Annotated in this window: 15 protein-coding genes; 7 read left to right on the top strand and 8 right to left on the bottom strand. The window is 62.9% G+C overall.

Going from position 1 to position 13,575, the window contains the following annotated elements:
- Positions 1–59: 59 nt before the first annotated feature.
- On the bottom strand, positions 60–914 hold the full coding sequence (locus tag RHP72_RS07220) for a nuclear transport factor 2 family protein (protein WP_118602858.1): 855 nt from the start codon (positions 912–914) through the stop codon (positions 60–62).
- A gap of 125 nt (positions 915–1,039) precedes the next feature.
- On the opposite strand from RHP72_RS07220, the gene RHP72_RS07225 reads away from it, so the two are divergent.
- The 3 genes from RHP72_RS07225 (at position 1,040) to RHP72_RS07235 (ending at position 3,609) form a co-directional block, all read left to right on the top strand.
- Positions 1,040–1,456, top strand: a complete 417-nt coding sequence (locus RHP72_RS07225) for a DUF3151 domain-containing protein (protein WP_007726781.1) — start codon at positions 1,040–1,042, stop codon at positions 1,454–1,456.
- A complete protein-coding gene (locus RHP72_RS07230; RefSeq protein ID WP_003944297.1) occupies positions 1,443–2,588 on the top strand; it encodes an aromatic acid exporter family protein in 1,146 nt (381 codons plus the stop codon). The genes RHP72_RS07225 and RHP72_RS07230 overlap by 14 nt, the downstream gene beginning before the upstream one ends.
- Before the next feature lie 91 nt (positions 2,589–2,679).
- Positions 2,680–3,609, top strand: a complete 930-nt coding sequence (locus RHP72_RS07235; protein ID WP_311094517.1) for a cation diffusion facilitator family transporter — start codon at positions 2,680–2,682, stop codon at positions 3,607–3,609.
- Here RHP72_RS07235 and RHP72_RS07240 read toward each other — a convergent pair.
- Positions 3,599–4,063: a pyridoxamine 5'-phosphate oxidase family protein gene (locus tag RHP72_RS07240; protein WP_029538588.1), complete on the bottom strand. Its 465-nt coding sequence runs from the start codon at positions 4,061–4,063 to the stop codon at positions 3,599–3,601. The two genes, RHP72_RS07235 and RHP72_RS07240, sit on opposite strands and share 11 nt — an antisense overlap.
- Positions 4,064–4,127: 64 nt before the next feature.
- On the opposite strand from RHP72_RS07240, the gene RHP72_RS07245 reads away from it, so the two are divergent.
- Complete coding sequence (locus RHP72_RS07245) at positions 4,128–5,081, top strand: YafY family protein (RefSeq protein WP_311094518.1); 954 nt, start codon at positions 4,128–4,130, stop codon at positions 5,079–5,081.
- Here RHP72_RS07245 and RHP72_RS07250 read toward each other — a convergent pair.
- Positions 5,078–6,019, bottom strand: coding sequence for a DUF808 domain-containing protein (locus RHP72_RS07250; protein WP_007726787.1), 942 nt, complete (start codon positions 6,017–6,019; stop codon positions 5,078–5,080). The two genes, RHP72_RS07245 and RHP72_RS07250, sit on opposite strands and share 4 nt — an antisense overlap.
- A gap of 240 nt (positions 6,020–6,259) precedes the next feature.
- On the opposite strand from RHP72_RS07250, the gene RHP72_RS07255 reads away from it, so the two are divergent.
- Positions 6,260–6,916: a class I SAM-dependent methyltransferase gene (locus tag RHP72_RS07255; protein WP_007726788.1), complete on the top strand. Its 657-nt coding sequence runs from the start codon at positions 6,260–6,262 to the stop codon at positions 6,914–6,916.
- Positions 6,917–6,944: 28 nt separating this feature from the next.
- On the opposite strand, the gene RHP72_RS07260 is transcribed toward RHP72_RS07255, so the two are convergent.
- Together RHP72_RS07260 and RHP72_RS07265 are read right to left on the bottom strand one after the other, a co-directional pair.
- On the bottom strand, positions 6,945–8,114 hold the full coding sequence (locus tag RHP72_RS07260; protein WP_042452159.1) for a thiolase family protein: 1,170 nt from the start codon (positions 8,112–8,114) through the stop codon (positions 6,945–6,947).
- A complete protein-coding gene (locus RHP72_RS07265) occupies positions 8,111–9,526 on the bottom strand; it encodes an MFS transporter (protein WP_064114292.1) in 1,416 nt (471 codons plus the stop codon). The genes RHP72_RS07260 and RHP72_RS07265 overlap by 4 nt, the downstream gene beginning before the upstream one ends.
- 58 nt (positions 9,527–9,584) lie before the next feature.
- On the opposite strand from RHP72_RS07265, the gene RHP72_RS07270 reads away from it, so the two are divergent.
- Both RHP72_RS07270 and RHP72_RS07275 read left to right on the top strand, forming a co-directional pair.
- Entirely contained in the window at positions 9,585–10,082 is a 498-nt protein-coding gene (locus RHP72_RS07270; protein WP_003944415.1) for a helix-turn-helix domain-containing protein, read from the top strand.
- Between the two features lie 92 nt (positions 10,083–10,174).
- A complete protein-coding gene (locus RHP72_RS07275; RefSeq protein WP_311094519.1) occupies positions 10,175–11,413 on the top strand; it encodes a DUF222 domain-containing protein in 1,239 nt (412 codons plus the stop codon).
- A gap of 100 nt (positions 11,414–11,513) precedes the next feature.
- On the opposite strand, the gene RHP72_RS07280 is transcribed toward RHP72_RS07275, so the two are convergent.
- From RHP72_RS07280 to RHP72_RS07290, 3 genes are all read right to left on the bottom strand, one after another.
- Positions 11,514–12,002, bottom strand: coding sequence for a GNAT family N-acetyltransferase (locus RHP72_RS07280; protein WP_007726792.1), 489 nt, complete (start codon positions 12,000–12,002; stop codon positions 11,514–11,516).
- A 70-nt stretch (positions 12,003–12,072) separates the two neighbouring features.
- Complete coding sequence (locus RHP72_RS07285) at positions 12,073–12,843, bottom strand: site-2 protease family protein (RefSeq protein WP_311094520.1); 771 nt, start codon at positions 12,841–12,843, stop codon at positions 12,073–12,075.
- On the bottom strand, positions 12,840–13,514 hold the full coding sequence (locus RHP72_RS07290; protein WP_311094521.1) for a hypothetical protein: 675 nt from the start codon (positions 13,512–13,514) through the stop codon (positions 12,840–12,842). The genes RHP72_RS07285 and RHP72_RS07290 overlap by 4 nt, the downstream gene beginning before the upstream one ends.
- Between the last annotated feature and the right edge of the window lie 61 nt (positions 13,515–13,575).

Consider the following 13,575-nt stretch of genomic DNA (forward strand, 5'->3'; position numbering starts at 1 on the left):
CACAGAACAAAATGCGCGCCGGCGAAATTCTCGCCGGCGCGCATTTTCTGTTCAGGTACCTACTTGCTGGGATCGCAGACCTTCCACGTGCCGTCCTGGCGCTCGAGGTCGAACGTGCGCCACGACTGCTCGCCCGTGCTCGGCAAACTCGCCTGGACCTGAGCGATCGCGGTGTCGTCGGTGATGCGCACCGCGTCGACGGCTCCGACCTGCGGGATCGTCTTCTGAGCGACGGCATTGTCGTGGACCTGAGCGAACGCTGCGTCGGGAATGGTGCGGTAGTACTCGCCCAACGCCCCACAGGTCGACGTTCGCAGCGTTGCCAGATCGCCGGTCTGCAGAGCGTCGACATACGTCGAGATGGCGGTCTGGACCTGAGCTTCGGGTGAGCTTTCACCGCTACCGCTGTTGGACGAGACGAATACGGCGACGCCGATCGCCGCGAGGACGGCGACGCCGGCCGCTGCTGCCGCGATGTACCAGCCCTTGCCGCTGCGCTTGGTCTTCTCCGGCGCGGCGGGCTCGATGCGAGTCGGCATCGGCTGAGCCGGCGGTGGGGTCGCTGCGACACCCACACGTTGAGGCGCGGCGCGCTGCGGTGGTTGAGGCGCAGCGCGCTGCGGTGGTGGTGGGGTCGGAGCCTGCCGGGGTGGTGGTGTCGGCTGCGTGGCTTTCGGAATCGCGACGGTGGCAGGCTCCGGCTTGGGCTGGGGTGTCGGTGCTGCTGTGGTTGCCTGAGTTGCCTTGGGGATCGCGACGGTTGGTGCGCTGGCAGTTTTGGCGTCGCCGTCCGCTTTCGAGGCCTTGTCTGTCTTCTGGATCGCCACAGTCGCAGGTTCGGTCGGGGCCGACTTCTCGGGCGCACCCTTCGGTGCTGCGCTCTTTTTCGAGTTGTCGTCTTTCGAGTCCGGCACGGGTAACCCTTCGGTCTTATGCAGCAATGACCATGTCAGGGTAACGACCGGTATGTAGCCTGCATAACTCCGACCGTCGGCGAGGCGGTCCTGTGGCAGAAAGGCGTAGCGGGCACAATGAGCGCATGACCCAATTCGGTGACCTGCTCGGACCCAAGCCCACTCTGCTTCCCGGCGACGACGACGCGGAATCGGCACTGCTCAACCACGCTGAACCGGCCCAGGTAGCGGCCGACCACCCCACTGCCTCCATTGCGTGGGCCTACCTGGCCGAGGCTGCCCTGGACAAGGGCGAAACCATCACGGCCTACGCCTACGCGCGTACCGGATACCACCGCGGACTCGACCAACTGCGTCGCAACGGTTGGAAGGGTTTCGGTCCCGTGCCCTACAGCCATGAACCGAACCGTGGTTTCCTGCGTTGCGTCGCAGTCCTGGCCAAGGCCGCGAAGACGATCGGTGAAGCCGACGAGTACGCGCGTTGCCTCGATCTGCTCGAAGACTGCGATCCCAACGCCGCCGAAGCGCTTGGCCTCGGTTAGCAGTTTCCGTCCGAGCCGGGCCGGCATCAAGGACCGGGCTCGCAAATCGGTGCGTCGGCTTCAGACGTCGGCGCTACCGATCATTCAATGTGCCTTGGCGGCCGGATTGGCGTGGTGGGTTGCCACCACGGTGATCGGGCACCACGCGCCGTTCTTCGCGCCGATTGCCGCTGTGGTCTCGCTCGGTCTGTCGTTGGGTGCACGACTACGACGCTCGTTCGAGTTGGTTGCGGGAGTCACGGTCGGTATCGGAATCGGTGATCTGATCATCTCCGGTATCGGGAGCGGACCGTGGCAGATCAGTTTGGTTGTCGTGCTGGCGATGTCCGTCGCGGTGCTTCTCAACAGCGGGCCGATCTTCTCCATGCAGGCGGGAAACTCGGCTGTGCTGGTGGCGACGCTGATCCCGCCGGGCGGCAGCGGCGGTCCCGATCGCATGATCGATGCCCTTGTCGGTGGTCTGGTGGGTATCGCGGTGGTCGCGATCATCCCCACTCACCCGGTACGACGCGCGCGCAAGGATGCTGCATCAATCCTCGGAACAGCTTCCGAGGTACTGCAATTGGTGGCAGACGGCCTCGTCGCGAATGACCCGGACCCGATCGTGAAGGCACTGCAGAAGGCGCGCGCAACTCAGGGTGCCATCGACGGGTTGCGCAGTAACCTTCTCGGCGGGAGGGAGATCAGCCGAATCTCCCCGCTGTACTGGAACAGTCGGCCTCGCCTCGAAAGGCTCATGGCGACAGCCGATCCCATCGACAACGCGATGCGCAACATTCGAGTGCTCGCGCGTCGTTCGTTGACGTTGGTCAGGGACGACGAGATCCTCGATCCGCGTCTGGTGGCTCAGGTCGAGCGCTTGTCGAAAGCCGTCGAAGTTCTCGAGGACATGATCCTGGCGGAGCCGGGGGAGCAGCCTGATCAGGCCGAAGCAGCGCGCGTCCTGCGCTCGGTGGCGAAGGAACTGAAACCGGCGATAGTGGAGAACGCAGGCCTGTCCTCGACGGTGGTGTTCGCCCAGATTCGATCGCTGGTCGTCGACCTGTTGCAGGTCGCGGGCATGAAGCGAATCTCGTCGATCGCCACTCTGCCGCCCACCGTGCCTCATCCCGCCTACGAGCCGGATCACTGACCTCTGCCGTTTCCCGCTCACTGAGCAACTCGTTGTATGTATGCGAATGTATGCATATGCTCTGAGAAGGACTTGGGAGGGAACAGGACAAATGGGAGCAGGGCACGGTCATTCACATGGCCACTCGGCAGCAGATTCGGTCGGCGTAGGACCGTCACCGCAACGCATCAGAAAAATGGCGATCGCGCTTGCGATCCTCGTTGCGTTCCTCGTGCTCGAGGCCACGGTCGGCATCCTGATCAACTCGTTGGCTCTGCTTGCCGACGCCGGTCACATGCTCACAGACGTGGTGGGTATGGCCATGGGGCTGACGGCGCTGCTGCTCGCGAAGAGGGGCAGCACCACCGCGGCCAGGACCTTCGGTTGGCACCGCGCCGAAGTGCTGACCGCCATGGCCAATGCGGTGATGCTGCTGGCCGTCGCCGCCTGGGTCTTCTACGAGGCAATCGGCCGCATCGGTCACGAACCCGAGATCCCGGGCGGCGCCCTGATCATCACGGCGGCCGCCGGCCTGGCCGCGAACATCGTCGTGATGCTGATGCTGCGCGGCGATTCCAAGGACAGCCTGGCCGTGCGTGGCGCCTACCTCGAAGTGCTTGCCGACGCCGTCGGTAGCGTCGGCGTTCTGATCGCCGGTGGCCTTGTCCTGCTGTTCAACTGGACGTGGGCAGACGTCGTCGTCGGTGTTCTCATCTCGCTCTGGGTGGTGCCGCGCGCGATCAAACTGGCCGCAGCATCGCTGCGCATTCTGACGCAGGCGTCGCCGGCCGACGTCGACGTCGAAGCAGTCGAGGCCGACCTGGCGGCGCTGCCGAGCGTGATGGGTGTTCACGACCTACACGTCTGGACGCTCACCACCGGCATGGATGTCGCGACGGTCCACCTGACCAGTGACGCGAATTCGTCGAACGTTCTGGAATCCGCGCGCACCGTCCTCGAGAGTCACGGTCTTTCCCACGCCACCGTTCAGGTGGAATCGTGTGCCAACGGCGAGCATTGCGAGAAGAACGTCACTTGGTGAAGCGGGTGATCTCCTTGCCCGGCTTCCAGAGATCGACGTACATGTGCTCGTCGTCGACCGTCGTGTGCACCACCTCGTCGATGTCGAGGACAAAGAGGTGCAGGGGTTTCGGAACCTCGTAGGTGTAGCTTGCGAGCACGGCTTCGAACTCGTCGCCGGTCACCTCGCGTGCGATTCCGGCGATCTTCGCATCGCCGCCCTCCATGGTGTGCTCACCGGGATTGCTGTGTAGGGCGTAGCGCCCGTCACGGATGAGGTCCTTCGCCTTGAGTGCGCCGAACATCGAACCGAGCACCAGACGCCCGTCGAGGATTTCGACTTCGGTGCCGCTGACCCGCGGTGAACCGTCCTTGCGCAGCGTTGCGAGGACGTGATGCTTGTGGGCTTTGAACCGTGCTTGGACCGCGACGGCAAGAGCGGGTACTTCTTCGGAGAACTGCTTCCAAGTGACCATGACGGTCATTGTGCACCCCTATTCCTGACAACTTCTGTCAGTAATTCTCGGTAATGTTCGGTCCATGAGATCCGCGCGGTTGCTCCAACTCATGCTGCGTTTGCAGGGGAGTCGCGGCGTTATCGCCGATCAGTTGGCCGACGAGTTCGGTGTGTCAGTGCGGACGATCTACCGCGACGTGGCCTCGTTGTCGGCTGCCGGCGTGCCGATCTGGACCGAGAGCGGCCCCGGTGGTGGCATCCGTCTGCTCGACGGTTGGCAGTCCAAGTTGTCCGGCATGACGGACGACGAGACGTCCGCACTCATGCTGTTGGGCGTGCCGTCCATCGCTGCAGATCTCGGACGATCAGACGCCGTCGGTTCGGCGGGGGCCAAACTGCTCCGCTCCCTGCCCGGTCCCCTGCGCGAGAGTGCACGACTGTGGCAGGACCGCATTCTCGTGGACGTTCCGGGTTGGTTCGGCGGCGTCGACGACATCTCTGCGCTTCCGATCGTCACATCCGCTGTGCTGGACTCGCGTCGACTGCGCTTCGCCTATCGCGATCGCGAGCGGACGGTCGAACCGCTGGGTCTGGTCATCAAAGCCGGAATTTGGTATCTCGTGGCAGGTTTGAACGGACGTACGCTCTCGTTCCGGGTCGGCCGCATCAAAAACGCCGTCGTAGAGGATGATTCGTTCGCCCGCCCGGCGGATTTCGACCTGCCGTCGTGGTGGGCGGCGTCGATGGCCGAGTTCGACCGTTCGCTGCTTCGCTTCGAGTGTCGCGTGCGATTGTCACCAGAGGGCAGGCGCCGGCTCCCCGATGTGGTGGGCGAGCTTGCCGCTGCAGTCGAAGTGGGGTCAGAGGACAACGACGGATGGGTCAGTGCCGAGCTGAAACTCGAGAGCGAAGCTGTCGCGCTCTCGCAGTTGATCGGGCTGGGAGCCGACTTCGAGGTGCTCGAACCCTCGTCTTTGCGTGAAGGGATACGCACCGTGGCGGAGCAGATGGTGCTCCGCCACGGGCACGACAGCTAAGCCGTCGCAGAACGCTTTGCGAGCATGCGGGTGATACCCAGTTGAGCGGCGACGATAACGGCGCCAACCACCAGGCCCAGTGCTGCCGAGGCAAGTGTGTTGACGATCCACGCCAGCACGCCACCGACTCCGGCGATGTCACTGACTGCTTCTTCGCCGTGATGAACGGCGTCGTAGAGCGGGTGGAAGCCCAGTTCGTCGATGCCGACCAACAGGATGTGGCCACCGACCCACAGCATCGCGGCGGTACCCACGACCGAGAGCACTGACATCACGTGAGGCATGCCGCGAACGAGGCCTCGGCCGACCTTGTGGGTGAAGCCAGACGACGTCTCGGCGATCTTCAATCCGATGTCGTCCATCTTCACGATCAGTCCGACGACGCCGTAGACGACCACGGTGATGACGACCGCCACGACGGCAAGGATCACCAATCGGCTCCAGAAGCCTTCGCCTGCGATGGTGTTGAGTGCGATCACCATGATCTCGGCGGACAGGATCAGGTCGGTGCGGACGGCGCCCGAAACCACTGCTTCTTCGTCGCGAGGATGCTCGTCAGCGGCCTCGTGGTGGTCACCGTGGCCGAAGATTGCACCCCAGATCTTGTGAACCGCTTCGTAGCTGAGGTAACAGCCGCCGACCATCAACAGTGGCGTCAGCAGCCAGGGGAGGAACTGACTCAGCAGCAGAGCGATCGGAAGGATGATCAGCAGCTTGTTGCGCAGCGATCCGATGGCGATGCGCTTGATGATGGGCAACTCGCGTTCGGCTGCGAGCCCACGGACGTACTGCGGCGTGACGGCTGCGTCGTCGATCACCACGCCGGCCGCTTTGGCGGTCGCCTTACCGGTTGCGGCGGCAACGTCGTCGATCGAGGCGGCAGCCATGCGAGCCAGGGCTGCGACGTCGTCGAGCAGGGCGAAGAGTCCGCCGGCCATCACAGACCTCCAGTGGAATCAGTGGAAAAAGGTGGCCGGACCGAACCGGTGACGCAGTTACTTGATCGCACGAGGTCTCTATCCATGATCGTCGTAGGTGAGGTCAGGTCACCTGGAACGATACCGGGGGCATCCGTCAGGGACGACCTCGCGAGGTCGGTTGCCCTTCGTCACGAAAGGTCTTCCCGACCCGGTGCTCGCGTGTAAGACTGCACAGAAGATCGATCGAAACGGGGCACTATGCGTGAACCAGACACTGCACAGGTCGCCAAGACTTTCGACGCAATGGCGGCGCACTACGACCGACAGATCGGGCGCTTCGAACGCTTTGTGCTCGGTGACGCCCGGAAATGGGCCGTGGACCAGGCGCATGGCCGCGTGGTCGAGATCGCCGTGGGTACCGGACTGAACCTGCCTCTCTACGGAGACGACGTCGATTACGTCATCGGCGTGGACATCTCGACTGCGATGCTCGATCAGGCCAGGCTCAAGGTCTCCGAAGGAGTGAAGACCGAAGTCGACCTACGACTCGGAGACGTGCAAGCACTCGATGTTCCCGACGAGTGCGTGGACACGTTGGTCTCGACCTACGCCTTTTGCACGATCCCCGATCCGGACCGAGTTGCGAGCGAAGCATTTCGAGTCCTGGTACCCGGTGGTCGATTCGTCCTCGCCGAGCACGGACCGAGCAAGAACGTTGTTGCTCGTACGTTGATGAAGGTCGTCGAACCGCTTTTTGTTCGGTTCGGTGCCGATCATCTCACCCGTGAACCGGTTGAATACCTCGAAAACGCCGGTTTCCTGATCGACGAGGTGCAGCGCAGCGGCCGGGGCGGAATCGTGTTTCGGGTCGTTGCGCGCAAGCCGGATCCCGAATGGACGGCACTCGGTCACTGATGTCGGAATGCCGTCCATCGGGGATCGCTCAGCCCAGGCGCTCCAGGATGGTCGCGTTGGCCAACCCACCTGCCTCGCACATGGTCTGGAGTCCGTAGCGCGCGCCGCGCTGCTCCATCGCGTTGACCAGGGTGGTCATGATCCGCGTTCCGCTGCCGCCCAGTGGGTGGCCGAGCGCGATGGCGCCGCCGTGGACGTTCACCTTGGACAGGTCGACGCCGGTGTCCGCTGCCCACGAGAGGACCACTGGGGCAAAGGCCTCGTTGACCTCGAACAGATCGATGTCCGAGACCGTCAATCCCGCACGGGCCAGGACCTTCTGTGTAGCCGGGATGACCGCGGTGAGCATGTAGAGCGGATCGTCGCCGGCAACTGCGAAGCTGTGCAATCGTGCCTTCGGGGTGAGGCCGAGTTTCGCGGCGATCTCACTGGTCGTGATCATCACCGCCGAACTGCCGTCCGAAAGCGGGCTGCTGTTGCCCGCGGTGATGGACCAGTCGATCTGTGGGAATCGCTGTGCGTAGTAGTCGGATTCGAAGGCGGTCCGTAGGCCGGCCAGGGTCTCGACCGTGGTGCCGGGGCGGATGGCCTCGTCGACCGACAGCTGCGGGAGCGTGGCGAGTTCCTTGGTGAAGTACCCACTCTCGGTTGCCAGCGCGGCTTTCCGATGACTCGACGCCGAGAACTCGTCGAGTTGGGTGCGGCTCAGTCCCCACTTGGCGGCGATCAATTCGGCGCTGATGCCCTGCGGTACCAGACCGTCCGGATAGCGCTCTTCGAAACCCACGCCGAGTGATTCGCGCCCGATGCTGCTCGAGCCCATAGGGACTCGGCTCATCGACTCGACTCCGGCAGCGACAACGATGTCGTACGCACCGGCAATGACGCCCTGAGCGGCAAAATGAACTGCTTGTTGGCTACTTCCACACTGTCGGTCGACGGTGGTTCCCGGTACCGACTCAGGGTAGCCTGCGGCGAGAAGGGCAGTGCGAGTGACATTCTGGCTCTGTTCACCGACTTGGCTTACCGCTCCACCGATGACGTCGTCGATCAGTGCTGCATCGATTCCAGTGCGTTCGACTACCGCCTTGAGGCTGTGGGCGAGGAGGTCGACGGCGTTGATGCCGTGCAGGGCGCCGTTCGCCTTTCCCTTGCCGATCGGAGTGCGAACGGCTTCGACGATAACTGCGTCTCTCATGACAAATTCCTTTCAGGGATGGCGGATTCAGCAGGGACAACCGGGGTGGGTGTGGTCGCAGGCGTCATTCCCAGTGATGCCAGGGCAGACACAAGCGCGACGCCAAAGATCACCCACCAGGCCTGGCGGAAGGTGTCGTAGTCGACAGCAGAGCCGAGAACCGCGATCAGAACGCTCACGCCGAGAACGGTTCCGATCTGTCGGCTCATGCTGACGATTGCGCTACCGGTGGCCGATCTGGCAGGTGCCAGATCCGCCGTGGCCTGCGACAGAATGGTCGGCAGGGCAAGACCGACACCGATCCCGGCGATGATCCAGCCTGGTAGGAGTCCGGTCGCGTAGTTGGGCGTCGTATCAACCGAGACGAGAACGAGTACGGTTCCGACTGCCCACAGAAGGCTGCCGAGTGCGGCGACGCGTCCCGCCGAGTACCTCCGCGTCAGCGATCCGCCGGCGATGGCGAACAGCGGAACGAGAAGCGGACCCGGTGAGACGGCGAAACCGGTTCGCAGAGCGGAGTATCCCCAGGCTTCCTGGAGCCACAGGATGTTCGAGAGAAGACCCGCGGCGAATGCTGCGCTGAACAGGATGGCGGTGACGTTGGACCAGGCAAACGAGCGGATCTTCAGAAGATCCGGAGCAATCAACGGAGTCCGGTGACGAGAGTTGCTCCACCAGAACGAGAGTAGTGTCACGGCGGCCACGGCGAAGGCAATCAGAACGCGATTGTCGGTCCATCCCCAGTCCGGACCCTGGACGAGTGCCAGGGCGAGAGAGCCGATTCCGACGGTGAGGAGGGCAGCGCCGACGAAGTCGATACCGGCATCGGGGTCCTTGTGTGTTGTATCCGGTACGAGTCGGACTGCGAAGTAGAGCAACACGATGCCCACTGGAACATTGATCAGGAAGACCCAGCGCCACGAGGCCTCTACGAGGATGCCGCCCACGACAGGGCCGAATGCAGCTGCTGCAGCGCCGGCGGCTGCCCAGATGCGAACGCCGGATTGACGTTTCGCGGCGGGAAGCGCATTGATCAGAAGCCCGAGGCTGGCCGGGGTGAGCGCAGCGGCGCCGACTGCCTGGACGATACGGAAGGCCACCAGTGCCCACAAGGACGGGCTGAAGGCACAGGCGGCGCTGGCGAGGGTGAACAGTGCGAGGCCGGCGATGAAGGCGCGCTTGTGCCCGATCCTGTCCGCCCAGCGTCCGAGGGGTATCAACAGTGCGGCGTAGACGATCGCGTAGCTGTTGAGGATCCAACTGAACTCGCCCAGCGAGTGACCCGGGTAGCTCTTGGCGATGTCGCCGAAGGCCACGTTGACCACAAAAAGATCGAGGCTGGCGACAAACGGCGCCCCCGACAGTATCGCGAGCAGGGGTCCGGTCCGCACCGGCTGGCTATGAAGTTCCATAGTCAGCAATCTAGACTCTGGCTATGGTTATGGCAAGCCAGGGGGTATGGTGAATTGCATGGACGCTGTACGACTGACCGGAGTGCTCGAAGATCGCGACGCCTGGCGGGCCACGCACTGTTCGATCGGGCGGGCCATGGAAGTGGTCGGCACTCGATCCGCGATGCTCATTCTGCGAGAGGCCTATTACGGCACAACGCGTTTCGATGACTTCGCGTCGCGAGTCGGCATCACCGAGGCGGTTGCGTCGGCGAGGCTGAAAGAACTCACTGAGGCGGGACTGTTCGAGCGTGTGCCGTACAAGGAGCCTGGAAAGCGGACGCGGCACGAGTATGTGCTCACCGAGAAGGGCCGTGACCTGCTGCCGGCGGTTCTCGCGCTGATGCAGTGGGGTGACAAGTATCTGCACGGCGGAAAAGGTGGACCGTTGGAGGTGGCCGACGACGCTACAGGTGAGCGCGTTCGCGTCGAGGTGCGCAGTGAGTCGGGTCGTGAAGTGCCTTTGGGGGAGTTGCGAGTCTCTGTCAACGAATCGCGTCGGCGGTTGCGCGAATAGCGATGCATCTCAACAGCTCTCGAGTGTAGGTCTTCTTGAAGTTGTCCGGTTTGGCTCTGGTTATCGAAAATATGTTCGATTAGACTTTTAGCATGGACAGTCGGGAAGCGTGGCAGCTGGATGGCGAGGACCTCAAGGGTGAGGTTCTAGGTCTGGTGCGCGCCCGACACGAGTTGCAGTCGCGGATGGTGTTGCTGATCGTGGAGATGTTTTCCCGGGACGTTCTCGGCGGGAAGGGTTTTCGGGCGATCGCGCAGTGGTTGCATGGTTCGACGAATCTGGAGATCGGTGAGTGCAGTCTGCTGGTCGGGTTGGCGCGGTTGCTGATGCTCGAACCGGTTGTCGCGGATGCGTTTCATCGCGGTGAGGTTGATGCGTTGAAAGCCCGTCAGGTGGCGTCGTTCTGTCAGCATCCACCGAAGAACATGACTCTGGCGGATGTGGACAAGGCCCGCGGGATCCTGCTTGTCCTGGCGTCGCAGAACATTGCTGATTGTGATGCGGTGCGGGCGGCGATCCGGCGGATCGAGAAGCAGTACGGCAAACGCGAGGACGGGGTTCCGGTCGGTGAGGATTCCGAACGTAACGAGTTCTACGCGTCGAAAGGCCTGTACGGCAGAGTAACTGTGAAGGGCGACCTGGATGCTGTGAACGGGGCCCGGTTGATCACGTTGTTGTCGAGCCTGTCGGCTCCGACACCGGAGAAGGACGGCGTGAAGGACACCCGTACTCCGGCGCTGCGGCGCGCGGACGGGTTCTGCGAACTACTGCGGCGGTACGAGCGGGCGGGGTTGGGTCCGATCGAGGGCGGGGTGAAACCGCACGTCACGGTGACCGCGTCGGCAAAAGATATGACGGACCTTAAAGTTCTGAAAGACCTCTTGCCGTCCACTGAGGAGTTGGGGTTCGCGTGGGCGGATTGGGTGGGCCCCATCAGTATCGATACCGCGCGGATGTTGGCGTGCGACTGCACCGTGACGCGGATTTTGTTGGATGAGAATGGTGTTCCGCTCGAGTGCGGTAAGGAAGCGAGAACAGCGACGGTGCCGCAGCGGCGGGCGTTGGCGGTTCGGGATGGTGGGTGTGCGTTCCCGGGATGCGGGACACCATCGGGGTGGTGCGATGCCCACCATATTGTTCACTGGAACGTTGGTGGCCCAACGGATCTCGACAATCTGATCTTGTTGTGCGGTCATCATCATCGGACGATGCATCACACGGAGTGGCGGGTGGAGATCGGCCCGGATCGGAAAACGGTGTTCTATCCACCGATGTCGATCGATCCGTATCAACAGCCGATCGGCGGGAACAGCCCACCCACAGCGGCGTGAACCGCGACAACTGAAGACGTGAGCACCGGGGCACCTCTACGCCCCGGTGCTCGAGCTCGCGTTTGGGAGTCCCCGCGTTTGGGAGTTTTGTGGCAGGGCGTCAGCTCAGTGACTTCTTGAACCCGACATGGGAGGCCACAAATCCGAGTCGCTCGTAGAAGTCGTGAGCTTCCTTGCGAGTTTGATCCGAGGTGAGCTGCGCCAGAAACGCGCCGCGCCGGGCACCTTCTTCGCAGGCCCATCGGATCATCGAACTGCCGATGCCTTTACTTCGGTAGTCCTCGTGGACGCGAACAGCTTCGATCTGCAGTCGCGTGGCACCCATCCGGCTCATACCCGGAATGAAGGTCAATTGCATTGTGCCGATTACCGCGTCGCCGACCAGAACGGTGACGAGAAGTTGAGCCGGATCCTCGTCGATTCGCTTGAACGCGTCCTCGTAGATCGTTCGGGCTTCGGGGTTGGTCGTCTCCCGGGTGCTGCCGATCGGGTCGTCGGCGAGCAAGTCGATCAGTGCCTCCACGTGTCGAATCTCGGCCCGCGTGAGGGTGTACTCCACTCCGCCGGACTGAAATGACGTCGCAATCATCGATGCTCCCCTGAAGAAGAATGAATGTCTGAAATGTCAGACTCTCACGAGTCTCCTCCAGCGCACTCGATCACGTCCAAAAACGCATGAGGGCGTTACCGAGCATGGCGTAGTAGTCGGACACACCGCTCAATTCGAAGATCCAGTAGATCGCGTCGAAGAAGACGACATTGACCTGTGGGACGAACAGGAGCGCAACCAGCAGGAGCAGTCCGTACGGCTTGAACTGGTCGAGTTGGTGCCGTGTGTTGGGTGCGAGGTAGGGCTCCAGCGCGTTGTAACCGTCCAGACCCGGGACTGGGAGCAGGTTCAAAACTGTTGCCATGACCTGCAAGAAGGCCAGGAAACTGAGGCCTGCCCAGAACGTCAGATGCTCGGCCGATGAGCCGTACGTACGTATGACGACGAGGAGGATCACGGCGGCGACGGCATTCGTGAACGGACCGGCGAGCGATATTCGGGCCTGCACCTTGGGCGGGAACATCCCGGTGCGCAGGTACACGGCGCCGCCGGGAAGCCCGATGCCGCCCAATGCGATGAACAGCACCGGCAGACCGATCGAGAGCATCGGATGGCTGTACTTGAGCGGGTTGAGCGTCAGGTAGCCACGAGCCTCGACGTCGGTGTCTCCATGACGCCACGCCAGATAGGCATGCGCGAATTCGTGCAAGCAGAGCGTGACCACCCAGCCGGCAACCACGAGGACAAAAACACCCGCGCGGCCCGCGATGGAACCCCACGTCGAGTTCCAAGCGACGATTCCGGCGATGACAGTGATCGCAACGACGCCGAGGAAGACAGGGCTCGGCCGAACCGCCGACCGTGCTGCTCCGGTTCTCACCTGACCAACAACCAAGTCTTGTCGTGCCGGTAGAAGGTCGAACGCTTCAGATCGCGTGGGTTGGCCACCCCGTCGCGAACCAGTCGCGCTGCCGGCGAGCCCAGTTGAATGGCTCGGCCTTCCAGCCAGCGTCGCCCGCTCCAGCGGCTCTTGCGGTCGACTGATGCCTTGATCCCGGGGAGCTTGGGGCTCGGCACTATCCGGATGCCGGGGACTGTACCGGAGAACAGCTTGTTGTCGTCGACGTAGGCCTCGCCGATCAGTTCGACTGCATCCGCCGGACCCGTGACAGTTGCTGCACCTACCAGCGCGATTCCAGCGTCGTCGCGAATGAGCGGCACGGTGTGGACTGTGCCTTTCAAGGCCGTGCGCGCAGCTCGTGCACCGGTCGCGAGTTTGTACGCGTCGGTTGCATCGGACCTGTTCTCGGTGACGTAGGCGAGTTCGACGTTGAGTCGCTCCAATCGCATCAACCGCGTCAATGCCGCGGCAAACGCGCCGTCGTTACCCACGACGATCAAGCGAGGCTCCGTCACGACCTGCAGTTGGGACAGTGCCTCGTCGAAGTCTTGCTTCTCCGGAAGTTCAGGGACAGTGAACGACGTGAGTTCACCCAGGGGGAGTGGAACCGGCGAATCGCCACATTTGAGCACCACAGGGGTCAAAGCCACTCCTAGCTCGATCAAGACTTCTTCTCGGGTAGTGGGACCTCGCCACCCTTCCCCGAAATGG

The sequence above is a fragment of the Rhodococcus sp. SG20037 genome, assembly GCF_031763325.1.
Lineage (GTDB): Bacteria > Actinomycetota > Actinomycetes > Mycobacteriales > Mycobacteriaceae > Rhodococcus_F > Rhodococcus_F qingshengii.

Excerpts from the sequence above, each read along its gene's own strand:
- RHP72_RS07225 (WP_007726781.1), top strand. The coding sequence starts at position 1,040 with ATGACCCAATTCGGTGACCTGCTCGGACCCAAGCCCACTCTGCTTCCC.
- RHP72_RS07235 (WP_311094517.1), top strand. The coding sequence starts at position 2,680 with ATGGGAGCAGGGCACGGTCATTCACATGGCCACTCGGCAGCAGATTCG.
- RHP72_RS07240 (WP_029538588.1), bottom strand. The coding sequence starts at position 4,063 with ATGGTCACTTGGAAGCAGTTCTCCGAAGAAGTACCCGCTCTTGCCGTC.
- RHP72_RS07245 (WP_311094518.1), top strand. The coding sequence starts at position 4,128 with ATGAGATCCGCGCGGTTGCTCCAACTCATGCTGCGTTTGCAGGGGAGT.
- RHP72_RS07250 (WP_007726787.1), bottom strand. The coding sequence starts at position 6,019 with ATGGCCGGCGGACTCTTCGCCCTGCTCGACGACGTCGCAGCCCTGGCT.
- RHP72_RS07255 (WP_007726788.1), top strand. The coding sequence starts at position 6,260 with ATGCGTGAACCAGACACTGCACAGGTCGCCAAGACTTTCGACGCAATG.
- RHP72_RS07260 (WP_042452159.1), bottom strand. The coding sequence starts at position 8,114 with ATGAGAGACGCAGTTATCGTCGAAGCCGTTCGCACTCCGATCGGCAAG.
- RHP72_RS07265 (WP_064114292.1), bottom strand. The coding sequence starts at position 9,526 with ATGGAACTTCATAGCCAGCCGGTGCGGACCGGACCCCTGCTCGCGATA.
- RHP72_RS07270 (WP_003944415.1), top strand. The coding sequence starts at position 9,585 with ATGGACGCTGTACGACTGACCGGAGTGCTCGAAGATCGCGACGCCTGG.
- RHP72_RS07275 (WP_311094519.1), top strand. The coding sequence starts at position 10,175 with ATGGACAGTCGGGAAGCGTGGCAGCTGGATGGCGAGGACCTCAAGGGT.
- RHP72_RS07280 (WP_007726792.1), bottom strand. The coding sequence starts at position 12,002 with ATGATTGCGACGTCATTTCAGTCCGGCGGAGTGGAGTACACCCTCACG.